We start from the raw sequence: 23722 nt of genomic DNA, 5'->3' as shown, positions 1-23722 counted from the left end.
GGGGTCAGTGGTACTCCACGCTCATCGACTCCGCGGACATGGTCAGCTCGGCGATGGCGACCTGGTCGTGCCGGGTGTCGAAGCTGGGCGCGGCGATCCGGGTCGGGAAGGCGCTGCGCACCCGCCAGGTGACCAGCAGCTCGGGGCCGGGGTCGTTGGTCAGGCTGATCGACAGGTCCCGCTCCGCCACCCGGTCGCCCCAGGCCGTGCCCAGCCAGTTCCACAGTTCGCCGCGCGCCGCGCACACCCCCCGGGTGAGCGTGAAGTCGACGTTGTGCCGCCGTGCCCCCAGCGGTTCTCGCCCGGTCTGCAGGCCGGTGACCCGGACAAACGCCATCACATCGCCGTCCACCGCCACCCGGAACCGATAGGACGGCATCGGGGGACGCCTAGTGGTCAGTTCGGACGACGCGCGCATGGGCTGCCCTCTCACCTGGACAAAGATCAGTGCCCCCAGCATGCGACGACGGAGCGTGACGCCGCCGTGACGTGGCGCACAAAGCGGCCTCAGTTCCGCAATCGCAACGTCGTGACCAGTTGGTTGTCCGGTCCTGACACCAGGCCGGTGAACAGCGGGCTGAGGTCCTCCCGCACCCCGCACCCGGTGAACGGCGGGATCCGGAACACCGAGGTGTAGCGGTAGTCGGTGTTCGGCAGGATCGGCAGGTCCCCGACCAGCCGGATGACCATCGGCTCCTCGGTGCGACAGCCGGGGCCGACGTCGAGGGGCACGCCGGCCTGGCGGACGTCACGCAGGCGCAGCCGCAGGTTGACCGTGATGTCCAGCTTGCCGCCGGGCAGCGTGCCCGCCGCGGGGCCGACCGGCTCGAACTCGACGGTGGCGGTGGAGGGCACGAAGCCCAGCACGACGAAGTAGGACCGGCTCGGCGGGATGGCCAGGGTGCCGGTGAGCTTGCCGGTGCCGAGGTTGACCGTGGTCTGCATGACGCCGGGGGCGGTGGTCAGCTCCGAGCCGAGCTTGCGGATCCGGGAGGTGGTGCGGACGTCGTGGCGCAGCTCGATGTCGGCGGTCGGGGACGCGCCGGGGATGAGCGGGGTGGGGCACGGGCCGGGGCTGGGGCTCGGTCCGGGGCCGGGGGTTGGGCTCGGTCCGGGGCTCGGGGATGGGCTCGGACCGGGCGAGGAGGTGGGCGGTGGGCTGGTGACTGGTGGTGGGCCGGAGCTGGTCGTGGGAGCGGGGCTACTCGTGGGGCCAGGACTGGTCGAGGGACCGGGGCTGGTCGTCGGACCGGGACTGGTCGCCGGGCCGGGACTGGTCGCCGGGCCGGGACTGGGGGCCGGGCCGGGACTGGGGGCTGCGGGACTGGGGGCTGCGGCGGGGCGCGCCGACCCCGGGGCCGTCGGAGACCCCGGGATCGGCGCGGTGGGCGTGGCCGACGGCTCGATGGCGGACCGGGCCGTCAGCCGGTCACCAGGCAGTGGTGCCTGGCGCTGTGGGGACACAAGCTGGGGGGAAACCAGCTGGGCCGCGGGGAGCGCGCTGGTCAGGCACGGGCTTGCCTGACCAGCGCCACTCCCCTGGCCCGGCTCGGTGGTCAGTGGGGCGTTGTGCTCGGCGGGTGCGGCGCCGGCGGTGATCACCACGGCTGTGGTGGCCAGGACGGTGGCGAGACCGGTCAACCGCCATCGCCACTGGTGAGCGGCATAGGACTCCCTGGTCATCTCTGGGCCGGGATCGTGGGGAACTCGGCCAGCTGGTCGGGGGTCGGCGGGTCCACCACAACCGGGGCGCCCCAGTCGCGGTAGCTCGCCGAGACGGTTCCGATCGACGCCCGCACCGGCCGGTCGTCTCCGTCCAGCACCAACTGGATCCTGTGACCGGCTGGCACGGCAACTTCGTAGCTCACACCTTCGGGTGAGGTCTGCGCGGCGGCCAGGGTGGCCCCGGCCGGGATGAGCTTGCGCGGGTCCGACAGGTCGCGGATCCGGTCGGCCACCTCGGCCATGGGTTTGGCCAGCTCAGCGCCGTCGCCGGTGAGGCGGAGCCAGGGCTTGGCGCCCGGTGCGCGGTGGTCGTCGGGGATCCGGACGAAGGACGCGTCGGGCAGGAACGCGTACGTCACCGGCTGACCACCTTGCTGGGTCAGCTCGCACCGGGCGCTGGTGGTGTCCCGGCGGCAGGCGGCCCGGCCGGTCACCCCCAGATCGAGGTCCACCGCGACGGACTTCTGCTTTTCGGCGGCGGTGGTGATGGCCCTGGACAGGGTGTCGGCGTCGGGGTGACCGGGCGCGGCGGCCGGGCTGCCGCAGGCGGTCAGCACGAGCAGCGCGAGCAGGCTGTGGATGGTGGCACGCATGGCGGTCTCCGGCAGGCTAGGTTGGGACCCGGGCGCGGACGGGCTGGCGGCGACGCCGTCCGCACCCGGGAGTCGGGCTACTTCTTCTTCAGGTCGAGCGTGATCGAGTTGCCGGGGCCGGAGGTCACGGCGCTGACCACATCGGTGATGAAGGTGCCGCAACCGGCGAACTTGGCGATCTCGTAGTCGCCGGTCAGGGTGCCGCCGACCATCGGGTTGAAGTTCGGCCCGGAGGTCAGCGCGATGTCCGAGGGCTTGGTCGTCTTGCAGGTGTCGCCGATGACCACCGGGATGCCCCACACCCGCACGTCGGGCAGCTTGATGGTGACCTTCGAGTTCGACTTGACCACGCCGCCGGTGAACGTGCCGGTGGTCTTGCCCTCGGGCACCAGCTCCACCGCGGCCTCGGTGGGCAGGAAGCCGAAGAGCTTGAAGCTGGCCTTGGTCTTGGGCAGGGACAGGTCACCGGAGAGTGCGCCGGACTGCAGGTTGACCTTGGCGTCGAAGTTGCCGGGGCCGAGCACGACCGCGGTGTTGAGCTTCTTGATCTGGGACTTGCCGTTGAGCCCGTAGCTGATCTCCAGGTCCGACGGCGGGTTCGAGGTCGTGGTGGTCGGCTGGGTGCTGCTGGTGGTGGTGCTGGTCGGGCTGGTCGTGCTGCTCGAGGTGGTGGTCGGGGTGGTGCTGCTGGTCGTGCTGCTGCTGGTCGTGGTGGTGGTCCCGCCGCCGGGCGGCAGCACGTCGACCTCGTAGAGCCTGGTCTTCTGCGGCGGCTCGGTCTTCTTGATCGTGCAGGCCGAGTCGAAGGTGCCCAGGCCGGTCGGCGTGCCGTCGGCCTTGAGCGGGGTCAGCGTGGTCAGGAAGTCACCCACGTCGATCGTGGTGCGGCCCGGGTTGGGCAGCGCGAAGGACGGGGCCTTGCCCTTGGCCACCACGTCGAAGGCCCCGGAGTCCGGGATCGGGGTCTTCGGGAAGGTCATCGGCACCTTGAGGTCCAGGGCGAGCCCTGCGTTGTCCAGCTTGGTGTCGGCGGTGGCCTTGCCCTCGATGGTGGCCGCGGAGACCAGCTTCAGCCCCGCGGTGGCGTCGGCCGGGACGGTGGCCACCGCGGTGACCTCGACCTCCGGGGTGGGCTGACCGGCCACCGGCTTGTCCGGCAGGCCGACCACGGTGATCTTGACCGACATGTCCTTCACGCCGATCAACGGGAACGGGCAGCTGTACACCAGGGTCAGCTCGGCCGGGGGCGCGGCCACGCCGGTGCCCGCGCCCGCCAGCACGCCGGCGGCGGTCAGCATCGCCCCGACGGTCACCGTGGCCAGTGCCCCGGCAAGCCTGCTGCGATTGTTCATCTTCATTGACTCCTCATCGCACGGGATTGGCTCACCCCACCCAACGGCATTCGAGAAGGCTGGTTACGGGAAATTTTCCGGAATTCTTTTTCTTGTCAACGGGCGCTAATCAATGATCATCGCGATTGTCATCGAGTGCGCACGCACACAAGGCCCGACGTTTGGGTGTTGACCCACTTGATTATGCGGCAATAACGTCCGCCGGACCCGTAACCGATTCGAAAGGCCTATTTCCATGCCCGAAGTAGCGATACCGGTCGCGGTGGACGCCGACGAGGTGCTCGCCGACGTCGTCGAGATGATCCGGACCCTGCTGGCGCACTACGGCCTGGAGGACGTGGCCATCGGCCGCTGGTGCCGGTTCCACGACGACCTGGACCTGGAGAGCATCGACCTGGTCAAGCTGGCCACCGCACTGCGAGACCGCTACGGCGAGCCGGTGAACCTGGCCGCGTTCCTGGCCGGGCTGGACCTGGACGCGCTGATCGGGCTGACCGTCGGGCACCTGGTCGACTACATCGTGGCCGCGCTGCGCGCCGCCGGGACGGAGCAGCGCCGGTGACCCTGTTGACCGTGTGCGGCCTGGACACGCACGTGCAGCGGATGCTGCCCAAGGGCGACCGCCCGGAGGCGCCGCTGGTGGTGTGCGTGCACGGCATCCTCACCGACAGCCTGGCCAGCTACTACTTCACCCTGGGCCCGGCGCTGGCCGCCGCCGGGTACGAGGTGCTGATGTACGACCTGCGCGGGCACGGCCGCAGCCACCGCCCGGCCACCGGCTACCAGCTGGAGCGCTTCGTCGGCGACCTGCGGCACCTGCTGGACCGGTTGCAGGTGCGCCGCCCGGTGCACCTGATCGGCAACTCCTTCGGCGGCACGGTCGCCTTCGGCCTGGCCGCGGCCAACCCGGAGCTGGTGGCCAGCCTGGCCTTCATCGAGTCCGAGCCCGCGCTGGAGCCGTGGCGGCCGAAGATGGCGGCCAACCTGGCCAGGGCCAAGCGGGAGCTGGTGCGCGAGGAGTCGCTGGCCTGGATCGCCACCGAGTACAACCCGCACACCGCGCGGCTGGCCAAGGGCGCGGCGAAGCTGTTGCACAGCACCACGATCGCCGAGGACATCCCGGCCAGCCAGGTGCTCGACGAGGCGAGGGTGGCCGCGATCGAGGCGCCGGTCTTCGGCATCTACGGCGACCGCTCGGACCTGGCGGTGCAGGCGCCGTGGCTGGAGAAGCTGCTGCCGCGCTGCCGCACGGTGGTCATCCCGGACCAGGAGCACTCGGTGCTGATCGAGCGCACCCCGCTGACCAAGGCGCTGCTGCTGGAGTGGCTCAACGAGCACGCGCTCAGCGCACCGGCAGGTCCCGTTCCGCCCACTCGGCCATCGCGGTGAACACCGGCCGCAGCCGGTAGCCCGCCTCGGTCAGCTCGTACTCGACCCGGGGCGGCACCTCGGCGTAGGCGGTCCGGGTGAGCAGCCTGGACCGCTCCAGCCCCTTCAACCGCGCGGAGAGGGTCTTCGGGCTGATACCGGGCAGCGCGGCGCGCAGCTCGGTGAACCGCCGAGGACCCTCCAGCAGCTCGCGCACCACCAGCGTGGCCCACGGTCCCTCCAGCACGATCAGGAACCGGGCGATCGGGCACTCCGGCAAAGTGTGGTCCGGCTCACTCATCCAAACTCCATTAGTTCATTTGAGGAAACTGGTTCCCCGTCGGAACTATAGCGGGCATGACCTACCTCGTACACGGCGCCACCGGCGCTCAGGGCGGCCCCGTCGCCGAGCTGCTCAAGGCCAACGGCCACGACGTCCGCCCGCTCACCCGCGCCCTGGCCAGCCTCGACGACGCCGCCGCGCTGACCAGCGCCTACGCCGGGGTGGATGCCGCTTTTGTGCACCTGCCGATCACCCCCGACCCGGCCGCCCCGGCACGCTGGGCCGAGGCGATCGGCACGGCCGCGCTGGCCGCCGGGGTGCGCCGGGTGGTGATCTCCACCAGCGGCGGCGTGCCCGAGGCGCCCGCCCAGGCCGACCGGATGGCCATGCTGCACGGGCTGGCCGCGCGGCTGCGCGCGGGCGGGGCGCGGGTCACCGTGCTGGCGCCCCGGTTCTTCCGGGAGAACCTGCTGCTGCCGCCGATCCAGGAGCGGCTGCGTGCCGAGAGCGTGCTGGCCTACCCGATCCGCGCCGACCAGGTCATCGCCTGGTCCAGCCACCTGGACGTGGCCGAGGCCGCGGTCGCCGCGCTGACCGGCGCGGACGCTCCCGAGCTGGTCCACCTGGGCCAGCCACTGACCGGTCCCGAGCTGGCCGAGGCCTTCACCGCGCACCTCGGCAGGCCGGTGCGCTACGAACAGCTGACCCCGGAGCGCTTCACCGAGCTGATGACGCCGCTGTTGGGCGCGGGCGCGGCGGCCGGGATCGCCGCCGCCTACGCCGAGCTGGCCACCCTGCCGGGCGCGAGCTTCCCGGCTGACCAGGGCGGCGAGGCCTTGCTGGGCACCGGGATCCGGTCCACGCAGGCCTGGCTGACCGAGCTGGGCGTCCCGGCCTGAGGCACTCGGCGCCGGGCCCACGATCACGAAGTGCAAGAACTCACTCCCCAGGAGACACCTGTCCGGCGGGTCCTGAGGCCGCGTGTGGTGGATCTCGCACGCGATCGCCGGGCCCAGCCCGCCGCTGGCGGCACCGCCGGAACGACCCCGTACGACCTGGTACGCGGCCGTCCCTGCGGCACCGCCAGCGGCGACCTGGACTCCGGCGCTCACGCACGAGATCCACCACACGCGGCCTCGGCCGACCGTGCGTAGGGTGTTCCGCGTGAGTACACATTTCGATGTCGTGGTGCTCGGCGCCGGACCCGGCGGGTACGTCGCGGCAATCCGAGCCGCGCAACTCGGCCTGCGGACCGCGGTCGTCGAGGAGCGCTACTGGGGCGGGGTCTGTCTCAACGTGGGCTGCATCCCGTCGAAGGCGCTGCTGCGCAACGCCGAGCTGGCGCACATCTTCCAGCACGAGGCGCAGGAGTACGGGTTCTCCGTCGAGGGCGGGAAGGTCAGCGTCGACTACGGCGCCGCCTACAGCCGCAGCCGCAAGGTCGCGGACGGGCGGGTCAAGGGCGTGCACTTCCTGATGCGCAAGAACGGCATCACCGAGTTCACCGGCCGGGGCGCGTTCCTGGACGCCAACCGGATGCAGGTCGCGCTGGCCGAGGGCGGCACCGAGACGATCAGCTTCGACCACTGCGTCATCGCCGCGGGCGCCTCGCCGCGACTGCTGCCGGGGACCTCGCTGTCGGACCGGGTGGTCACCTACGAGGAGCAGATCCTCGCCGACAGCCTGCCGGGCAGCATCGTGATCGCCGGCGCGGGCGCGATCGGCGTGGAGTTCGCCTACGTCCTGGTCAACTACGGGGTCGACGTCACCATCGTGGAGTACCTGGACCGCCTGGTGCCGCTGGAGGACGAGGAGGTGTCCAAGGAACTGGCCAAGGCCTACCGCAAGCTGGGCATCACGCTCAAGACCAGCACCAGGGTGGACCGGATCGACGACTCCGGCGACCAGGTCAAGATCGAGGTCACCGGGCCGCAGGGCGCGGAGACGCTGCACGCGGACAAGGTGTTGCAGGCCATCGGCTTCGCGCCCAACGTCAACGGCTACGGCCTGGAGAACACCGGCGTCCGGCTCACCGAGCGCGGCGCCATCGACATCGACGGGCGCGGCCGCACCAGCGTGCCGCACATCTACGCCATCGGCGATGTCACCGCCAAGCTGATGCTCGCGCACGCCGCCGAGGCGATGGGCGTGATCGCCGCGGAGACCATCGCGGACGTGGAGACCATGGAGCTGGACTTCACCATGATCCCGCGCGCCACCTACTGCCAGCCGCAGATCGCCAGCTTCGGCCTCACCGAGAAGCAGGCCAGGGACGCCGGGCACGAGGTCAAGGTGGCCAAGTTCCCGTTCACCGCCAACGGCAAGGCGCCCGGGCTCAACGACACCCGCGGCTTCGTCAAGCTGATCTCCGACGCCAAGTACGGCGAGCTGCTCGGCGGTCACCTGATCGGGCCCGAGGTCACCGAGCTGCTGCCCGAGCTGACCCTGGCGCAGCAGTGGGACCTGACCGTGCACGAGCTCGCCCGCAACGTGCACGCCCACCCGACCCTGGGTGAGGCGGTCAAGGAGGCCCTGCACGGCCTGGCCGGACACATGATCAACATGTGATCACGGGGTTCCCCGGGGCCACTTCTGGGTACCGCCCCGGGGAACTCCCCACCTGGCGCTGATCGTCGCCGCGGCCGCTGAACTGACGCGTTTGGACAGTCCGCGCCGAGGTATTCGGTTGTCGTGGAACTGCTCCGAAGTCTGGGTGTGTACGCGCCGCAGCGCGACACCACGTTGCTGGTCGACGCCATGCTCGCCGCGCCGTTCCCCACCGGCGCGCGGGTCCTGGACGTCGGCACCGGTTCCGGCGCGCTCGCCGAGGCCGCGGCCATCGCGGGCGCGGCCGAGGTGACCGCGATCGACGTGTCCCGGCGCGCGGTGCTCACCGCCCGGCTACGCACCCTGCGGCACTGGCCACGGGTGCGCGTTCGCCGCGGTGATCTGCGCTTCTGCCTGCGCGGCAAGGAGTTCGACCTGGTGCTAGCGAACCCGCCGTACGTGCCCGCGGCCCGGCCCGCGCTGCCCGAGCGAGGTCCGGCCAGGGCCTGGGACGCCGGGCCGGACGGCCGCGCGCTGCTGGACCCGCTGTGCGCGCGGGCGCCGGAGCTGTTGGCGCCCAAGGGAACCATGCTGCTGGTGCAGTCGGCCTTCGCCGGCACCGAGGACACCCTGGACCGGCTGCGCGCGGGCGGGCTCAAGGCCGCCGTGGTGGCCAGGGACCGGATTCCGTACGGTCCGGTGCTGCGTGAACGGGCGGAGTGGCTGGTGCGCAACGGTTTCGCCGACCCCGGCCAGGACGAGGAGCTGGTGGTGATCCGTGCCGACCGGACCCGCTGACCGACCGCGCCGGATGCGCCTGGTCACCGGCGGCCCGCTGCTGGTGGAAGGGCCAGTCGAGCTGGAGCTGCCCGACGGCGAGGTCCTGCACTGCTCCCGGTTCCAGGTCGCGGTGTGCCTGTGCCGCCGCAGCAAGAGCTATCCGTTGTGCGACACCAGTCATCGCCGCCGCACGAAGTCCACTCAGGACGGTTGACCGCCCACCCGCGCGCGCACGCCCTCCGCGAGCACGGTGGTGAACCCGTTGTCCCGCAGCACTTTCCGGTGTTGCGGGACAACGGGTCTCGGCTCGTCGTCAGATGAGGGAGGTCTGCCCGGCCCGCCAGCAGCCCAGCAGGTGCTCGGCCAGCCGCTGTTCCAGGAACTCGGTGGCCTGCACGCCCAGCACCACGTCGGCGGCCAGCTCCGGTTCGCGCGCCAGCAGGTCGCCGAGCACGTCGTGCCGCAGCACCTGCTCGTGCACCGCGTCGGCCTCGATGTGCTCGGTGAAGAACTCCACGCAGGCCGGGTCGGCGTTCAGCCGTTCCAGCGCCTGCGCCATCCGGCGGGCGCTGGGCGCGGTGGTGATCTCGGCGGCGGCGAAGTGCCCGACCAGCGCGCCGCGCAGCGAACGGCGCAGGCCGAACAGCGACATCATGTTGACCGGCGCCAGCGCCACCGCGGGCACCCGGTCCAGGTAGGCGAGGTAACCGGGATCCAGGCCCGCACCGGTGAGCAGGTTGGCGTAGAGCTGGGAGTGCATGCGCTCGGCGTCGCCGCCGCCGAACTCGTCGAACTCCACCGCGACCAGCGCCGCCTTGGCCTTGCCGCGCAACCGGGGCAGCACCCAGGCGTGCGGGTCGGCCTCCTTGAGGTGGTAGAGCGAGCGGTGGGTGAAGTACTCCCGCACCTGCCACCACTCCCCCTCATCGCGCAGGAAGTGCGAGACCCCGTTGCCCTCCACCGGTTCCACCAGCAGTTCGTCCACTGTGGACCATACGTCCGCGCCGCCTGCCACCTCGTGGCGCAGCGCGGCCAGGAAGGTCCGTTCCAGCGCGGTGCGGAAGGCGATCATCGCCGGGTCCCACTCCCAGTCCGGGTCGGCCTCGGCGAATCCCTGGTAGTGCAGCTCGTAGAGGGTGTACAGCGCGAGGTGCAGGTCCTCGCCGAAGGGCTCCGGCGTGCCCGGGGCCGGGAAGGTCGCGGTGCCGGGCTCCTCGCGCAGGATGCGCACCACGGCCGCGGACAGCGGGCCGCGCGGGCGCGGGAGCACCGGGCTCAGTGAGACAGCGGTCATCGTCACCTCCCGCGAGTACCCGGATCCGGCAGGCTCAAGCGCGGGTCAGCTCGGCGGCCAGCAGCGCTACCACCGCCCCGGCCCCGTGCGCGGCCGCCACCCGCTGCCGCTGCGCGCCGGCGCCCTGGGCGAGCACCCGTGCCAGCAGCTGGGTCACCAGCGCCAGATCGCCCGCCTGGGCCAGCGCCGGGCGCACCCAGTCGAGCAGTTCGGCCAGCAGCTCGGTGGCGGGCAGCCGCTTCTCGTGCACCGGGTGCACCCCTGGTCCAGTGAGGCCGTAGCGGGCGGCCGACCAGACCGCGGCCGCGCCGACCTGCTCGCGCACCACCGGTTCCGGCCTGCCCCTCTCCACTTCGGACAGTCCGGTGTGGACCAGGGCCCGGCTCAACGCGGCCTGGGCCAGTGCCTCGGCCGCGGTGGGCACCGCGTCGGCGACCCGGAACTCCAGGGTCGGGAAGCGCGGGGACGGGCGCAGCAGCCAGAAGCTCTGCGTGTGGTCGACCAGCGCGCCGCAGTCCACCAGCCGGGCCACCTCGGCGTCGTACTGCTGCGCCGAGCCGAACGAGGGCGGCAGCCCGGAGCCGGGGAACCGGGACTGGCACACCATCCGCCAGCTCGCGTACCCGGTGTCCCGGCCCGCCCAGAACACCGAGTTGCCGGCGAGCGCGAGCAGGGTCGGCAGCCACGGCCGCAGGTGGTTCATCACCGCGACCGCGGTCTCCCGGTCCGGCACGCCGACGTGCACGTGGCAGCCGGAGACCTGGTAGTCCTCGACGATCCCGGCGTAGCGCCGCCCGATCTCGGCGAACCGCTCCCCCTCGGCCACTCCCGGCGGCGCGCCGTCGAGCACCGGGGTGCCGGTGGAGAGCAGCAGCAGGCCCTCGGCGCGGGCCGCCGCGTCCAGCTGCCGCCGGGCCGCGAGCAGCTGCCCGCCCAGCCCGGCCAGGTCGGCGCACACCCCGGTGGCCGCCTCCACCTGGGTGTCCATCAGTTCGGTGTGCAGGTTCCCGGCGGCGGGCGGACCGGCGCGGCGCAGCACGCGCGCGGCCGCCCGGACCGGCCGTCCCGAGGCCGGATCCACCAGCAGGAACTCCTCCTCGACCCCCATGGTCAGCGTCATGCCCCGCAGGTACCCCGTTTGCGCGGCCGTCAAGACCGGGGTTGAGCCGCAGCGGTCCGGGTATGTCGGTGGGCGGGCGCGCCGAGGCCGAGGAGGAGACATGCGGTGGGGTTACACGCTGATGACCGAACAGGCCGGACCGGCCCAGCTGGTCCGTGACGCCGAGGCCGCCGAGGGGGCCGGGTTCGACTTCGAGGTGATCAGCGACCACTACTCGCCGTGGCTGGACAGCCAGGGCCACTCCCCGTACGCGTGGAGCGTGCTGGGCGCGGTCACCCAGCGCACCGAGCGGGTCGAGCTGATGACCTACGTGACCTGCCCGCTGATCCGCTACCACCCGGCGGTGGTCGCGCAGAAGGCCGCCACCGTCCAGCTGCTCTCGGACAACCGGTTCACCCTGGGCCTGGGCGCGGGTGAGAACCTCAACGAGCACATCACCGCGCAGGGCTGGCCACCGGCGAACATCCGGCACGAGATGCTGGAGGAGGCGGTGCGGATCATCGGCGAGCTCTTCGACGGCGGCTACGTCAACTACTCCGGCAACCACTACCGGGTGGACTCGGCCAAGCTGTGGGACCTGCCCGAGAAGCGCGTCCCGGTGGCGGTCGCGGTCTCCGGCAAGCAGTCCGTGGCCCGCTTCGCCCTCTCCGCCGACGCGATGATCGCGGTGGAACCGGAGGCCGAGCTGTGTGCGACCTGGGACGCCAGCCGCGGCAACCACTCGCCCAGCCGCAAGATCGGCCAGCTGCCGGTGTGCTGGGACGAGGAGACCGAGGCCGCGGTGGCGCGGGCGCACGAGCAGTTCCGCTGGTTCGGCGGCGGCTGGAAGGTCAACGCCGAACTGCCCGGCCCGGCTGGCTTCGCCGGAGCTACCCAGTTCGTGACCAAGGAGGACGTGGCCGCCTCCATCCCCTGCGGCCCGGAGGTGCAGCCGATCCTGGACAGCGTGCGGGAGTTCATCGATGCCGGGTTCACCGATGTCGCGCTGGTGCAGATCGGCGGCGACCACCAGGACGGCTTCCTGCGCTTCGCCGAGTCGACCTTGCTGCCCGCGCTGCGCGAGCTGGGCTGAACGGCACGGGGCCCGGGAGATCCGTCCCGGGCCCCTCTGTGCGCTGTTCAGTCGGTCGGACCGGGTGGGGTCAGACCAGGAAGGTGCGGTCGAAGGAGCAGTTCAGCACCGGGGTGTTGAGACCGGTGCACTGACGAGGCGCCTGCCGCCAGACCTGACCCTGGGGAGCGATCAGCGTGGTGGTGTAGCCGAGGATCTGCTCGGCGCCACGGGTCACCGGGGAGTGGGTGGCGGAGCTGACACCCTGGTAGAGGTAGGCGAACCCGAACCGGGGTGCGGCCTGCTCGACCTGGCGGGTCTCGGAGTAGAGGGTCGCCTGGCCGGTCATGATCACCGGCAGGCCGCAGTTCGTGCGGCCCTGGAAGGAGATCCGGACGTTCTGGGTGTCCGAGGGCCACTGCGCCCTCAGGTTGATGGTGCAGATCGTGGCAGCCGAGACACCCTGGGCGCGGACCTGGAACTGGTCGCTGATCACCGTGTCGGGGATCGGGGCGGCGTTGGCGGAGACGCCGGCGACCAGTGTGGTCAGGCCGACGAACGCGGCGACTACCAGTGCACGCAACCGCATGACTTTCAACCTCCGAAATGGGGGTGGACTTGCTAACGGTCACTATTCAGACATGCCGGCCGGGTCCCGGTCCAGCAATTCCGGCTGCGATCAATCGGGGATACCGAGCGTCTGTGTGCAAGCAATTACCGGGGTTGGATGTCGAAAACCGGACCGGTGGATGCGGTGAGTACGCACTGGTTGGGGTAAGTGCGCTGAAAACGAACCGGGCGCCCCTGCCAGTGTCCGCGGGCGGTGACCGTCACCGGGCGGTAGTCACGCGGGCAGCCGGGGTGCGCCGGATCACCGGGCAGCCGGGCGAGATCTCCGTTTGCCCTGGTCAGATCGGCGCAGGCGGCTGCGGCGCGGGGGTGGTCGCCGCCGGGCGGCTGACAGGTGAGGGTGCGGCGGTGCGCGATCGGGGCCGGGTCCTCACCCTCGGCGATGGTCAGCGTCAGGCGGCTGGACTGGGCCGGTCCGGCATTCACCGGCCCGGCGGTCAGCCCGGCCCCGGAAATGGCCGCGACAATAGCGGCGGTCGCGAACAAGCGTTGGCGCATAGTGTTGCCTCCACACAGAAAACCGACGGGAGCGGTTCTCGCTCCCGTCGGTATACGGGTGGGACAATTCAAAGCTCGCGCCCAGGACGGCGGAACCCACTGAAAGCAGGAGTCAGACCGTTTCGGCGTGTTCGCGGTAGGCGGCCAGCCCCTCGACCAGCCGGGCGCGGGAGGCCGCGCGCAGCCGCGGCGGGCCGGGCTGGCCGAGCCGGTGCTCCCCGGCCCGCACGTCGTCGAGGAACCCGCGCACCTCGGCCGGGGCGGGCAGCAGGGCGTCGCCGAAGTAGGCCAGGGTGATCATGTCCTCACCGGTGCGGGACTCCAGGGCGGCGTACCAGCCCTGGCTTTCGTCCCACAGCAGGGCCAGGTCGAGGCCGGGGAAGCGTTCCAGCCGCCAGTCCAGCGCCAGGTAGGCCGAGGCGGGCGGCTCGGGGTCGATCGTGCAGGATTCGAGGCCGATACCGAGCGACCGTGCCACTTCCGCGATGTAGCCCTGCAGGCCGCGCGCGAAAGCGTGTTCGGTATCCATCACCGCACCCGTCATGGCCCCCTCTTTCCACTTGTGGTTCACAGTTCGTGTCAGGGGGATTCACCGGATGCCCGTACCGCAAACTCTTGCAGGGCAAGATTTTCAGGTGGTGTGGATCACCGTTCGTGCCGGCGGGCGGCGCGGCCGCCGGCACGGGTGACCCGGTGGCTCAGTACACGTAGACGCTGTTGGCCGCGAGGTCGATCGAGGGGTCGCCGCTGCCGGGGCTGATCGGGTAGGGCCGCCCGGTGCAGTCCCGGCTGGCGAACAGGGACGCGGTGCGCGAGCCGTTGTTGAAGCCGGACTTGGCCCGGCCCTCGCCCCACTTGTGGTCGTAGAGGTTGACGCAGGTGCCGCGCTCGGGGTCGAGTGCCCGCACGTTGAACGGGTTGCCCAGGTAGTTCTCCTGGTCCCACAGGCACAAGGCGCCGGAGTGCGGGCAGGGCGAGGCGGGCGCCGCCGAGGCGGTGCCGGCCAGGGCGGAACCGGCCAGCGCGGTCACCGCGAACGCGGTGAGGGCCAGCCGGGCGGTACGGGAAACGGACTTGCGCACGACAACCTCCAGACACGGCCCCGGTCCAGGGGGCACCGGCGGCCGCCCCCGGACCGAGGAGTGGAAACCTCGGTGTGGTGAGTCCTCGGTTGCGAGGACGAGGGCAGGAAGCACCGCGACCCCCGCCCCGGCGTTGCCGGGGAAAGGGTTTGCAGTCCCCCAGGACCTCACCACAGAGCCTGGCACGAACCGGGCACGCCGTCCATGCCCGCAGAGTTAAGCACCGAAGTGGACGAATGGCCCCCAGACCGCGATGCACAGGCCGTGACGGTGCGCGGCGCCGACGACCTGGGCCAGTGAGCAGGTGTCGGGGACGCCGACCAGGGCGCGGTGGAGGTGGGCGAGCAGGTCGGCGGTGAGGGTGGGGTCGGGCAGGGGCCAGAGCGCGCCGAGGACGGGGAGGGTGTCGAAGGCGGCCAGGCGTCCCCCGGAGAGGATGACGAGGGGGTTGGCGGCCGGTTCCGGGGACGCGGGGCGGTGGCCGAGCAGGACCGTGCTGCGCCACGGCTCGTCCGCGTCCATGATCCCGTGGCAGGTCCGCCGCTCACTCCTCCCATCGCGCAACCCGTCCCGCACCCCACTCGCGGCCCCCTCCCCCAGCGACACCGGCGGCATCGCCGGGGCGTGCACCGGCACCCGTACCGACAGGTCCAGCAGCACGCACGCCGGCACGCCCTCGACCAGCGCCGTGTGCAGCGGCAGGTACAGGATGTCGCCGACCGGGGCCAGTTCCACCTTGGTGCCGCGCAGGTCCGGCCACTCGGCCAGGATCGGCTGCCAGATCAGGTCGCCGGTGGCCGCCAGGGACTCGGTGAGCAGGCGGATCCGGGTGGTGGCGGCCAGGGGCGCGGGGCCGGTGGCCTTGGCCAAGGTTCGCACGGCGGCGGTGACCTCGGGGGTGCTCAGCCCCGGGAGTTCCAGGGTGCCGGTGATGGCGCCGGTGTCGCCGCCCACGGCCTGCCGGACGGCGACGCCCGCGTGCGGGCCCGCCATCAGGTAGAGCAGGGTGCGCTGTGCCGGTTCGGCGAGCGTGGCCCGCCCCGGCCGGAACCAGGACAAGCCGGTTCCCCCTCACCAAGTGTCCACTGTGGACTGGGTCGTTTCCCGTGGATCGCGTGCGAGATCCACGGGACACGACCTAGCGCCACAGTTTCCGGTCGCTGACTGCCGTCAGCATCGGTGAGAGCGTCCGCGGTCCGCGACGGCCGGATGCCCGATCGGTATCTGACGCGGGGTTTCCTGCCCTCTCCGCCGCCCCATCGGGCAGCGCGTTCACCTGTCCGGACTCACCCGTTCCGCTCTCTAGCGCACGGTGCGGCCCCGGTCGATGATCGCCTTGAGGTCCAGGCCCGGTGGCAGGGTGCCGAAGGCCACGCCCCAGTCGCCGGCCAGGCGGCTGGCGCAGAAGGCCTCGGCGACCGCGGGGCTGCCGTGGCGGACCAGCTGCACGCCTTGCAACAGCAGCGCCATCCGCTCCACCACGCGGCGGGCGCGGGCCTCGATGTCGGTGAGGTCGCTCAGCTCGGCGCGCACCTTCGCCGCGAACGCGTCCAGCCTGGGGTCCAGGCCGCGGGCGGTGTCCACCTCAGCGAAGTAGGCCCGCACGGTCTCCGGCTGGCGGCCCATGGCGCGCAGGGCGTCCAGGGCGGCCACGTTGCCGGAGCCCTCCCAGATCGACATCAGCGGGGCCTCGCGGTAGAGCCTGGGCATGCCGGACTCCTCCACGTAGCCGTTGCCGCCCAGGCATTCCAGCGCCTCGGCCGCGTGCGCGGGGCCGCGTTTGCACAGCCAGTACTTCGACACCGCCAGGCCGATCCGGCGGAACAACGTCTCCTGCTCGTCGCCGTGCTGGGCGCGGTCGGTGGCCCCGGCCAGCCGCATCGCCATGGTGGTGGCGGCCTCGGACTCGATCACCAGGTCGGCCAGCACGGTGGCCATCAGCGGCTGGTCCACCAGGGCTTTGCCGAAGGCCCAGCGGTGCGTGGCGTGGTGCACCGCCTGCACCACCCCGGCGCGCATCCCGGCCGCCGAGCCCAGGCAGCAGTCCAGCCGGGTCATGTTGACCATCTCGATGATGGTGCGGACCCCGCGCCCCTCCTCGCCGACCAGGTAGCCCACCGCGTCCTCGTACTCGATCTCGGCGGAGGCGTTGGACTTGTTGCCCAGCTTGTCCTTCAGCCGCTGCAGCCGGATCCGGTTGCGGGTGCCGTCGGGCAGCACCCTGGGCAGCAGGAAGCAGGACAGGCCGCCGGGCGCCTGGGCCAGGGTGAGGAACATGTCCGACATCGGCGCGCTGGTGAACCACTTGTGCCCCACCAGGGTGTACCCGCCGTCGCCGATGGGGGCAGCGCTGGTGGTGTTGGCCCGGACGTCGGAGCCGCCCTGCTTCTCCGTCATCGACATGCCCGCGATCAGCCCGCGCTTGCCCGAGGGCTCGCGCAGCCCGAAGTCGTACTCCGGCGCGGCCAGCAGCGGCTCGTAGCGCGCGGCCAGCTCGGGGGTGGCGCGCAGCGCGGGCACGGCGGCGTAGGTCATCGAGATCGGGCAGCTGTGCCCCGGCTCTACCTGGCCCCAGGCGAAGAACTTGGCCGCGCGGGCCACGTGCGTCCCGGCCCGCTGATCCCGCCAGGGCGCGGCGTGCAGGCCGTGGCCGACCGCGACCGTCATCAGCTGGTGCCAGGCCGGGTGGAAGTCGACCTCGTCGATCCGGTGCCCGTACCGGTCGTGCGTGCGCAGCACCGGCGGGTGGTCATTGGCCTGGCGGCCCCACTCCTGGGCCTGCTCACTCCCGGCCAGGCGGCCCAGCTCGTGCAGCTCGGGCTCGGCCCAGCCCGCGCCTTCCCGGTGCAGCGCCTCCACCAGGGCCGGGTCGGCGGCGACGTCGTGGTCCAGCAGCGGGGGGACCTGGTTGGTGACTTCATGAGTCGGCATTGGGGGCTCCGATCGCGCGCAGGCAGAAGGAGATCAGGTTCGGGATGGTGTCCGGGTCGGCGTGCCCGGCGGCCAGTGGGCCGATCAGCACCTCGCCGACCGCGCCGACCAGCGCGGCCGCGGTGACCGCCGGGTTCTGCGGCGGCAGCTCGCCCCGCTCGACCGCGGTGGCCAGCACACCGGAGACCAGGTCGCGGAAGGCCACCCGCAAGCGCAGGCGCTCGCGTTCCACCGCCGCGTCGATGGGTTCGGCCAGCAGCGCGTAGGCCAGCCGGGGCGACTTCAGCGCGCGCCCGGCGAAGGTCTCCACCACCGCGACCACCCCGGCCCGGTGGTCCGGCGCGGCGGCCACGGCCTGGGCGACCGCGTCCACCTCGTGCCCGACGACCACCCGGAACGCCTCGGCCAGCAGGTCGGCCTTGTTCGGGAAGTGCAGGTACACCGAACCGGCCGCCACCCCGGCCCGCCTGGCCACGGCCGCGATCGAGCAACCGGCGTACCCGGCCTCGGCCAGCAGCTCCCTGGTCGCGCCGAGCACCCGGTCCCTGGTCGCGGCGCGGCGCGCGTCGACCGAAGGCGTGCGGCGGTACGGCATACAAGGAGTGAACCGCGATTCAGTCCTTCGTGCAAGCCAGTCCCAGCGAGGTCCAGAGCACCACCGCGCCGTCGCCGGTCGGGGTGTGCCCGGAGACCGAGTCCCGCCAGGCCGGCACGGCCAGCGCGCTGCCGCCGCGCAGCAGCCCGCGCACCGAGACCACCATCCGCTGCACGTCGGTCCAGAACTGCAAGGTCACGCACTCACCGCGCTCGGCGGCGGTGTGCGCGACCAGGTCGGCGGCCACCGGCGGCAGCACCTCGGTCAGGCCGGGCAGCCGCCAGCTCTGGCAGATCTGCTCGGCCGCGGCCCTGGCCAGCAGCTCACCGGAGGGCGAGGCCGGCACCGGCAGGCGTAGTCGCCGCCCGCGCGGACCGGTGTCCAGCGCGGCCATCGCCTCGGCCACGCTGTGGCAGGCCAGCACCCGTTCCGGCAGCCGCACCGCGGCGAAGATCAACCGCACCGACGGGCTGGTGATGGCCAGCAGCACCGGCACCCCCGGCCAGTCGGCGACCTCGGCCGCGACCACGTCGAAGACCACCAGCAACGCCGGCGAGGTCACCTTGACCTCACCCAGCTCCACGATGATCGCCTTGGGTCGCTCCACCGCCAGGCCGAGCAGCAGCTGCCGCACCTCGTAACACGCGATCCGGTCCAGCTCGCCCGCCAGTCCGACGACCCGTACCCGCGCCTCGTCCCGAACCTCGACATCCAGAAAACCGGTGCCGTCCACCGGGCGCCTCCTACCGAGTTGCCCTTCGCTGGGTACCGGAAGCGTCACACGGCGTGCTCTCCCGGCACATCGGGAGTACTACTGCTTTTTGTGTTATTTGCAGTTTGCATGTGTCTGTAACCAACCATAGCGCGATGATCTTCTACGGAGAGTGCCGTAATGTGCACGCAATGGCTTCGGCGGCACCAGGCAACCTGCCGGTCGAGATGAGCTCCTTCATCGACCGGGCCGCGGAGATCGCCCGGGCCCGCAGGCTGCTGCTCGACCACCGGCTGGTCACCCTGACCGGGCCGGGCGGGGTGGGCAAGAGCAGGCTGGCCGCGCGGGTGGCCGAGCAGTCCCGGCGGGCCTTCCCGGACGGGGTGTGGCACGTGGAGCTGGCCGCGCTGGACGATCCCGGCCTGCTCGCCCAGACCGTGGCCAACCGGCTCGGCGCCACCGAGCGCTCGGCCCGGCCGCCGATGGCCGCGATGCGGGAGTTCCTGCGCGAGCGGCGGCTGCTGCTGGTGCTGGACAACTGCGAGCACCTGGTGGCCGCCTGCGCCGAACTGGTCAGCGCGCTGCTGCCGCAGGCCCCCGGCCTGACTGTGCTGGCCACCGGCCGCCAGGCCCTCGGAATCGGCGGGGAGCACCTGCTGCCGGTGCCCCCGCTGGACGTGCCGCCCACCGGCAGGCGGCTGACCCTGGAGGAGCTGCGCGGCTTCGGCTCGGTCCGGCTGCTGCTGGCCCGCGGCGGGCTCCGCGTGGACAGCCGCAACCGGGAACCGATCACCCAGCTCTGCCGCCGCCTGGAGGGCATCCCGCTGGCCATCGAGCTGGCCGCCGCCCAGCTGCCCGGCAGCGGGCCGGCGGACCTGCTGGCGGAGTTCGGCCATCGGTTCGACCTGCTGCTCTGCGCGACCACCGCGACGCCCCGGCAGCAGACCATGCGGGCCACCGTGGAGTGGAGCTTCGGCCTGTGCTCCCCGGCTGAGCGGATCCTGTGGGAGCGGCTGTCGGTGTGTTCCGGCGGCTTCGACCTGGCCGCCGCCGAGGAGATCGCCACCGGCGAGGACCTGGCCCGCGGCCAGGTGCTGGACGCGCTGACCGGGCTGGTGGACAAGTCGGTGGTCAGCCGGGTCGAGGGCGAGGGCACGGCCAGGTACCGGATGCTGGAGACCATCCGCCAGTACGGCCGGGACCGGCTGACCGGCCAGGGCCAGCTGCTCCGCTGGCGGCGGCGGCACCGGGATCACTACCTGCGGCTGGCGATTGGCTTCGACCGGGGCTGGCACGGGCCGGAGCAAGCCCGGTGGAGCAGGCGCTGCGACGCCGAGCTGGGCAACCTGCGGGCCGCGCTGGAGTTCAGCCTGGCCGAGCCCGGCGGCGCGCAGGTGGCGCTGCGGCTGGTCACCGCGCTCAGGTGGTACTGGGCGGTGTGCGGGGCCACCGAGGAGGGCCAGCTGTGGCTGACCCGCGCGCTGGGCGCCGCCCCGGAGCCGACCGAGCTGCGGGCCACCGCGCTGTGGGTGACCGCGCAGGTCGCGGCGCTGCGCGGGGAGCCGGCCACCATGCGGGCCGCGGTGCTGGAGTGCGAGGAGCTGGCCCGCGAGCTGGGCGCGGAGGGCGTGCTGGCCTACGCGGTGCAGTACCGGGCCGCCCACGCCATGTACACCGGCGAGATCACCGAGGCGATCACGCTCTTCCAGGGGGCGATCGAGCGCCACCTCGACGTCGGCGACCAGCTGGGCGCGAGCCTGGCCATGATGCAGCAGGCACTGTGCCGCTGCCTGCGCGCCGACCAGGCGCAGCAGGACCTGGCGCACGCGGTGGCGCGCTGCCAGGAGGCGATCGCGATCGTGGAGCCCGCGGGCGAGGTGTGGATCCGCACCTGGGCGCAGACGCTGACCGGCCTGGCGCACTGGCTGGACGGGCGGCCCGCGGCGGCGCTGCCGCTGCTGCTGGAGAGCATCCGGCTCAAGCGCAGCTTCGCCGACCGCTTCGGCCTGGGCATGACCCTGGAGATCCTGTCCTGGGCCTTCGCCGCACAGGGGCGGCACGCCGCGGCGGCCTGCCTGACCGGCGCGGTGGAGTCGGTGCTGACCCCGGTGGGCACCAGCTTCTTCCGGATCGACGGGATCGCCCGGCACCGGGCCGAGGCGACCGCGCGGATGCGCCAGTCCTTGTCCGCGGGCGCGTTCGAGGCCGCGCGGCGGCGTGGGCTGCGCTTCGACCTGGACCAGGCGGTGACCTACGCCGAGACCGAGCTGCTCGCCCCGGCCGCGCCGAGCACGCTGACCCCGCGGCAGCTGGAGGTGGCCCACCTGGTGGCGCGGGGGTTGAGCAACAAGGAGATCGCCCGCGAGCTGACCATCGCCCAGCGCACCGCGGAGGCGCACCTGGAGCACATCCTGGCCCGGCTCGGGGTGCGGTCCAGGGCGCAGGTGGCGGCCTGGGTGGCCGAGCAGCTCAGGCCGTGACCACCCTGGCCTTCTCCTCGCCCACCGCGACCACGTCGCCGTCGCGCAACTGGGCGCCGCGCCGGGTCTCCACCCGCCCGTTCACGGTGACCTCTTCCTCCTCGATCAGCGACTTCGCCTGCCCGCCGTCCTCGGCCAGCCCGGCCAGCTTGAGGAACTGACCGAGCCGGATCATGTCGTCGCTGATCTCCACCGTGCGGATGTGCATGGCGGGAATCATCTCAGGCGTTGAGCCAGCCGGCCGCGGCCTGGGCCGCTCCCAGGGTGAGCTGGTGCCCGCCTGGGTGACGGAAGGCGGTGACCTCCGCGCCGCGGGCCCGCAACGTGGCCTCCAGGCGGTCCACCGAGGCCAGTGGCGCCATCTGGTCGGCGGTGCCGTTGGCCAGGAACACCCTGTTGCCCGTGAGATCCGTGCCGGGGTCCTCGGGCAGCGGGCTCATCGCGGCGAACAGGGCCGCCTCGCGCAGCACCTCCGGATGCAGCAGCGTGACCGCGGCGGCGATGTTGGCGCCGTTGGAGAAGCCGACCGCGACCAGCCGCCGCTCCCCCAGCCCGTACTTCTCCTTGGCCGCCAGGATGAACTCGGCCAGCTCGCCCGCGCGCCTGTGGACGTCCTCGTGGTCGAAGACGCCCTCGGCCAGGCGGCGGAACCAGCGGGCCATGCCGTGCTCGGACACCGGGCCCAGCGGCGCGAGGGTGGCCGCGCCGGGGCTCAGGTGCTCGGCCAGGCCCAGGAGGTCTGCCGGGCCGCCGCCGGTGCCGTGCAACAGCAGCAGCACCGGCTCGGCCGGGTCGCCCTCGCGGAACTGGTGCGTCAGGTTCACGCCGGGAGCTCCAGCTTCGGCAGCGCGCGCTGGATCTGCTCGCGGCTGGGCTCCAGCCACGGCGGCAGCTTCAGCGCGCGGCCCAGCTCCAGCAGCGGCTCGTCGGCGGCGAAGCCGGGGCCGTCGGTGGCCACCTCCAGCAGGGTGCCGCCGGGCTCGCGGAAGTAGATGGACCGGAAGTACTGCCGGTCCAGGATCTCGGTGACCCGGACGCCCCGGTCGAGCAGCTCGTCCCGCCAGGACACCTGGGTGGCCTCATCCGGCACCCGCCAGGCCACGTGGTGCACGGTGCCGACCGCGACCAGCCCGCGCTCGTCCCCGGGACGCACCAGCACGTCGACCAGGGACCCCGGACCGCCGTCCCCGGCCTCGAACCGCAGCCGGTTGCCCTCCTGGCCGACGAAGCGCAGGCCGAGGTCCTCGGTGAGGGTGCCCGCGGTGGCCTGTTCCGCGGTGACGGACAGGGTCACCGAGTGCAGGCCGCGGATGGCGTGCTCGGGCGGGACCAGGCCGTGGTCCCAGGGATCGCGCGGGTCTTCCTGCGGGTGCGCCACCAGGGACAGCTCCAGGCCGTCCGGGTCGCGGAAGAGCAGGGCTTCCTCGCCGTCGCGGCCCTTGATCTCACTGACCGGCGCGCCGGCCTTGGCCAGGTGCTGCCGCCACCAGCCGAGGGAGGACTCCGGCACGGAGAAGGAGGTGGTGGTCGCCTGCCCGGTGCCGCGCCTGCCCAGGGGCGCGTCCTTCCACGGGAAGAAGGTGATCAGCGAGCCCGGCCGGCCGGAGCCGTCGCCGTAGTAGAGGTGGTACGTCCCAGGATCATCAAAATTGACGGTCGTCTTGACCAGGCGCAGACCGAGTGCGCGCAGGTAGAAGTCGACGTTGCGCTGGGGGTCGCCGCCGATCGCGGTGACGTGGTGCAGCCCGCTGGTCTGGATGCTCATGCCGGAGACGCTACGCCGGGATTATCTTCCTCGCAAGAAGTTTCCCCGGAAGGGGTGCGTGGCTATGCTGGCGGCATGACCGAGCCGGACAAGATCGCCGATGACGAGATCATCACCTGGTGGGGCCTGGTGATCGAGGGCTACCTGGCCACCCAGGACCGCCTGATGAGCGAGATCGCGGAGAAGTTCGGCCTGCAACCGGCCCCCTTCGACATCCTGCTGCGACTGATCCGCTCCGAGGGCCACCGGATGCAGATGACCAGGCTGGCCAACGAGGCCGCGCTCACCAGCGGCGGGTTCACCAAGGTGGCCGACCGCATGGTCAAGGCGGGGCTGATCCGCCGGGAGCCGTGCGAGAACGACCGCAGAGTCACCTACGCGGTGCTGACCGAGCACGGGGAGGAAGTAGCGGCGGCGGCCCGCCGGGCCGGTGCGGACAACCTGCGCCGCACCGTGCTCACCCCGCTCGGGTCCGAGCAGGCCGCCGCCCTCGCCGAAGCCATGCGCACGTTGCGCGAGACCAACGGCACGCGCTCGACGGTGAGCTGAGGGGAGGACTCCCAGGACCGGGTCGGGCCTCAACGGTGTGGTGGCGCGGCGCTGGTTCGCGGGATCACCGCGTCAGCGCCTCGATGCCGTCCACTCCGGAAATCACCCGGTCGGGGAAGGTAAAACTGTGGGCCCGGATCTCGGAGGGGTCGTCGAGACCGGGACGTTATTACGAAACGAGTCAGTCCAGTCCGCGCACAATGTGCGGCTCGAAGGTCTCGTCGTCGAGCAGCCACTGCGGGATCGGGCTCCCGGCCACCTGGCGCGACCTGCTCTGGCGCTCGGCCTGCACCGGGAGCCCGACCCTGGGCGCGGGCTCGGTGCGTTCTCGGACCTGTTCCATCATGACGGCTACCGCCTTTCGTGT

Annotated in this window: 29 protein-coding genes; 10 read left to right on the top strand and 19 right to left on the bottom strand. The window is 72.2% G+C overall.

The window, feature by feature from the left end:
* Positions 1-4 precede the first annotated feature (4 nt).
* Positions 5-379, bottom strand: coding sequence for a phage tail protein (locus M8C13_RS34145; protein ID WP_252484911.1), 375 nt, complete (start codon positions 377-379; stop codon positions 5-7).
* A gap of 128 nt (positions 380-507) precedes the next feature.
* The gene (locus tag M8C13_RS34140; protein ID WP_252484910.1) at positions 508-945 is read right to left on the bottom strand and encodes a hypothetical protein; all 438 of its coding nucleotides are present in this window, start codon (positions 943-945) and stop codon (positions 508-510) included.
* Here M8C13_RS34140 and M8C13_RS34135 point away from each other — a divergent pair.
* Positions 944-1525, top strand: a complete 582-nt coding sequence (locus M8C13_RS34135; RefSeq protein WP_252484909.1) for a hypothetical protein — start codon at positions 944-946, stop codon at positions 1523-1525. The two genes, M8C13_RS34140 and M8C13_RS34135, sit on opposite strands and share 2 nt — an antisense overlap.
* Before the next feature lie 154 nt (positions 1526-1679).
* Here M8C13_RS34135 and M8C13_RS34130 read toward each other — a convergent pair whose 3' ends face one another.
* Positions 1680-2318 carry a hypothetical protein gene (locus M8C13_RS34130; protein WP_252484908.1) on the bottom strand — a complete coding sequence of 213 codons (639 nt, stop codon included), beginning with the start codon at positions 2316-2318 and terminating at the stop codon, positions 1680-1682.
* A 77-nt stretch (positions 2319-2395) separates the two neighbouring features.
* Entirely contained in the window at positions 2396-3670 is a 1275-nt protein-coding gene (locus M8C13_RS34125; protein WP_252484907.1) for a DUF6801 domain-containing protein, read from the bottom strand.
* 235 nt (positions 3671-3905) lie between these two features.
* On the opposite strand from M8C13_RS34125, the gene M8C13_RS34120 reads away from it, so the two are divergent.
* Both M8C13_RS34120 and M8C13_RS34115 read left to right on the top strand, forming a co-directional pair.
* A complete protein-coding gene (locus M8C13_RS34120) occupies positions 3906-4232 on the top strand; it encodes an acyl carrier protein (protein ID WP_252484906.1) in 327 nt (108 codons plus the stop codon).
* Positions 4229-5059, top strand: coding sequence for an alpha/beta fold hydrolase (locus tag M8C13_RS34115; RefSeq protein WP_252484905.1), 831 nt, complete (start codon positions 4229-4231; stop codon positions 5057-5059). The genes M8C13_RS34120 and M8C13_RS34115 overlap by 4 nt, the downstream gene beginning before the upstream one ends.
* On the opposite strand, the gene M8C13_RS34110 is transcribed toward M8C13_RS34115, so the two are convergent.
* Positions 5013-5339 carry a helix-turn-helix domain-containing protein gene (locus M8C13_RS34110; RefSeq protein WP_252484904.1) on the bottom strand — a complete coding sequence of 109 codons (327 nt, stop codon included), beginning with the start codon at positions 5337-5339 and terminating at the stop codon, positions 5013-5015. The genes M8C13_RS34115 and M8C13_RS34110 overlap by 47 nt on opposite strands.
* Before the next feature lie 56 nt (positions 5340-5395).
* Here M8C13_RS34110 and M8C13_RS34105 point away from each other — a divergent pair, with 56 nt between their 5' ends.
* From M8C13_RS34105 to M8C13_RS34090, 4 genes are all read left to right on the top strand, one after another.
* Positions 5396-6220 carry an SDR family oxidoreductase gene (locus M8C13_RS34105; protein WP_252484903.1) on the top strand — a complete coding sequence of 275 codons (825 nt, stop codon included), beginning with the start codon at positions 5396-5398 and terminating at the stop codon, positions 6218-6220.
* A 265-nt stretch (positions 6221-6485) separates the two neighbouring features.
* Complete coding sequence (gene lpdA / locus M8C13_RS34100; RefSeq protein WP_252484902.1) at positions 6486-7889, top strand: dihydrolipoyl dehydrogenase; 1404 nt, start codon at positions 6486-6488, stop codon at positions 7887-7889.
* 123 nt (positions 7890-8012) lie between these two features.
* Positions 8013-8666: a HemK2/MTQ2 family protein methyltransferase gene (locus M8C13_RS34095; RefSeq protein WP_252484901.1), complete on the top strand. Its 654-nt coding sequence runs from the start codon at positions 8013-8015 to the stop codon at positions 8664-8666.
* Positions 8647-8862: a CDGSH iron-sulfur domain-containing protein gene (locus tag M8C13_RS34090; protein ID WP_252484900.1), complete on the top strand. Its 216-nt coding sequence runs from the start codon at positions 8647-8649 to the stop codon at positions 8860-8862. The genes M8C13_RS34095 and M8C13_RS34090 overlap by 20 nt, the downstream gene beginning before the upstream one ends.
* A gap of 99 nt (positions 8863-8961) precedes the next feature.
* Here M8C13_RS34090 and M8C13_RS34085 read toward each other — a convergent pair whose 3' ends face one another.
* Complete coding sequence (locus M8C13_RS34085; protein ID WP_252484899.1) at positions 8962-9942, bottom strand: iron-containing redox enzyme family protein; 981 nt, start codon at positions 9940-9942, stop codon at positions 8962-8964.
* A gap of 34 nt (positions 9943-9976) precedes the next feature.
* Positions 9977-11062 carry a glutamate--cysteine ligase gene (locus tag M8C13_RS34080; protein WP_252484898.1) on the bottom strand — a complete coding sequence of 362 codons (1086 nt, stop codon included), beginning with the start codon at positions 11060-11062 and terminating at the stop codon, positions 9977-9979.
* A 100-nt stretch (positions 11063-11162) separates the two neighbouring features.
* On the opposite strand from M8C13_RS34080, the gene M8C13_RS34075 reads away from it, so the two are divergent.
* Positions 11163-12134 (top strand): TIGR03557 family F420-dependent LLM class oxidoreductase, encoded by a 972-nt coding sequence (locus M8C13_RS34075; protein ID WP_252484897.1) that lies wholly within the window; start codon positions 11163-11165, stop codon positions 12132-12134.
* Between the two features lie 70 nt (positions 12135-12204).
* Here M8C13_RS34075 and M8C13_RS34070 read toward each other — a convergent pair whose 3' ends face one another.
* From M8C13_RS34070 to M8C13_RS34035, 8 genes are all read right to left on the bottom strand, one after another.
* Positions 12205-12702: a hypothetical protein gene (locus M8C13_RS34070; protein ID WP_252484896.1), complete on the bottom strand. Its 498-nt coding sequence runs from the start codon at positions 12700-12702 to the stop codon at positions 12205-12207.
* Positions 12703-12827: 125 nt separating this feature from the next.
* The gene (locus M8C13_RS34065) at positions 12828-13241 is read right to left on the bottom strand and encodes an SSI family serine proteinase inhibitor (protein ID WP_252484895.1); all 414 of its coding nucleotides are present in this window, start codon (positions 13239-13241) and stop codon (positions 12828-12830) included.
* Positions 13242-13353: 112 nt separating this feature from the next.
* Complete coding sequence (locus tag M8C13_RS34060) at positions 13354-13770, bottom strand: DUF6292 family protein (RefSeq protein ID WP_252484894.1); 417 nt, start codon at positions 13768-13770, stop codon at positions 13354-13356.
* 169 nt (positions 13771-13939) lie between these two features.
* Entirely contained in the window at positions 13940-14323 is a 384-nt protein-coding gene (locus M8C13_RS34055; protein ID WP_252484893.1) for a peptidase inhibitor family I36 protein, read from the bottom strand.
* A 216-nt stretch (positions 14324-14539) separates the two neighbouring features.
* Positions 14540-15382 (bottom strand): hypothetical protein, encoded by an 843-nt coding sequence (locus tag M8C13_RS34050; protein ID WP_252484892.1) that lies wholly within the window; start codon positions 15380-15382, stop codon positions 14540-14542.
* 243 nt (positions 15383-15625) lie between these two features.
* Positions 15626-17254: an isovaleryl-CoA dehydrogenase gene (locus M8C13_RS34045; RefSeq protein ID WP_252484891.1), complete on the bottom strand. Its 1629-nt coding sequence runs from the start codon at positions 17252-17254 to the stop codon at positions 15626-15628.
* Complete coding sequence (locus M8C13_RS34040) at positions 17241-17849, bottom strand: TetR/AcrR family transcriptional regulator (RefSeq protein ID WP_252484890.1); 609 nt, start codon at positions 17847-17849, stop codon at positions 17241-17243. Before M8C13_RS34040 ends, M8C13_RS34045 begins: the two co-directional genes overlap by 14 nt.
* A gap of 19 nt (positions 17850-17868) precedes the next feature.
* The gene (locus tag M8C13_RS34035) at positions 17869-18582 is read right to left on the bottom strand and encodes a hypothetical protein (protein ID WP_252484889.1); all 714 of its coding nucleotides are present in this window, start codon (positions 18580-18582) and stop codon (positions 17869-17871) included.
* Positions 18583-18752: 170 nt separating this feature from the next.
* On the opposite strand from M8C13_RS34035, the gene M8C13_RS34030 reads away from it, so the two are divergent.
* Positions 18753-21041, top strand: a complete 2289-nt coding sequence (locus M8C13_RS34030) for a LuxR C-terminal-related transcriptional regulator (RefSeq protein ID WP_252484888.1) — start codon at positions 18753-18755, stop codon at positions 21039-21041.
* Here M8C13_RS34030 and M8C13_RS34025 read toward each other — a convergent pair.
* Genes M8C13_RS34025 through M8C13_RS34015 form a run of 3 tightly spaced genes read right to left on the bottom strand, consistent with a single transcriptional unit; the run spans position 21031 to position 22806 of the window.
* The gene (locus M8C13_RS34025) at positions 21031-21249 is read right to left on the bottom strand and encodes an RNA-binding S4 domain-containing protein (protein WP_252484887.1); all 219 of its coding nucleotides are present in this window, start codon (positions 21247-21249) and stop codon (positions 21031-21033) included. The two genes, M8C13_RS34030 and M8C13_RS34025, sit on opposite strands and share 11 nt — an antisense overlap.
* Positions 21250-21262: 13 nt before the next feature.
* Positions 21263-21865 (bottom strand): alpha/beta hydrolase, encoded by a 603-nt coding sequence (locus M8C13_RS34020; RefSeq protein WP_252484886.1) that lies wholly within the window; start codon positions 21863-21865, stop codon positions 21263-21265.
* Positions 21862-22806 carry a ring-cleaving dioxygenase gene (locus M8C13_RS34015; protein ID WP_252484885.1) on the bottom strand — a complete coding sequence of 315 codons (945 nt, stop codon included), beginning with the start codon at positions 22804-22806 and terminating at the stop codon, positions 21862-21864. The genes M8C13_RS34020 and M8C13_RS34015 overlap by 4 nt, the downstream gene beginning before the upstream one ends.
* Before the next feature lie 75 nt (positions 22807-22881).
* Here M8C13_RS34015 and M8C13_RS34010 point away from each other — a divergent pair, with 75 nt between their 5' ends.
* Entirely contained in the window at positions 22882-23355 is a 474-nt protein-coding gene (locus M8C13_RS34010) for a MarR family winged helix-turn-helix transcriptional regulator (protein ID WP_252484884.1), read from the top strand.
* Between the two features lie 181 nt (positions 23356-23536).
* On the opposite strand, the gene M8C13_RS34005 is transcribed toward M8C13_RS34010, so the two are convergent.
* On the bottom strand, positions 23537-23701 hold the full coding sequence (locus M8C13_RS34005; RefSeq protein ID WP_252484883.1) for a hypothetical protein: 165 nt from the start codon (positions 23699-23701) through the stop codon (positions 23537-23539).
* Positions 23702-23722 lie beyond the last annotated feature (21 nt).

The sequence above is a fragment of the Crossiella sp. SN42 genome (genome assembly GCF_023897065.1).
In the GTDB taxonomy this organism is placed as follows: domain Bacteria; phylum Actinomycetota; class Actinomycetes; order Mycobacteriales; family Pseudonocardiaceae; genus Crossiella.
The sequence above is the reverse complement of the archived record's forward strand: the minus strand, read 5'-3'. Positions and strand labels throughout refer to the sequence as shown.